Annotated in this window: 1 pseudogene; it reads right to left on the bottom strand. The window is 70.8% G+C overall.

Features of this window, described 5'->3' with window-relative positions:
• Window positions 1-82: 82 nt before the first annotated feature.
• Window positions 83-274 (bottom strand): annotated as a pseudogene (locus SB751_RS30350) (hypothetical protein); the annotation flags it as partial.

Here is a 274-nt window from a genome sequence, read left to right as displayed (position 1 = left end):
CTCGGGATCGACGTCGACGCGCCGGGCGACGCGGGCTGATCGCCTCCCGATGCGATGACGGCGGCGCCTGCGCCGCGCCGCATTACTTCAGCTTGACGCCCGGGACGAGGTAACGCGCACCGCCCGGTCTGAGGATCGGCGCGAGCGCGGCAAACGGCGCGTCGAGCTGCGGCCCCAGACACGCGCCCGCCGCGTGGCCGATTCCGGATACGACGAACGACAGCTTGCCGGGAGCATCGAGTTCGAATGCCAGATACTGCGGGAACACGTCGGC

Origin of the sequence: Cupriavidus sp. SIMBA_020 (assembly GCF_046535395.1) — a bacterium.
Classification (GTDB): Bacteria; Pseudomonadota; Gammaproteobacteria; order Burkholderiales; family Burkholderiaceae; genus Cupriavidus; species Cupriavidus campinensis.
This window is presented reverse-complemented; position numbering and strand designations above follow the sequence as displayed.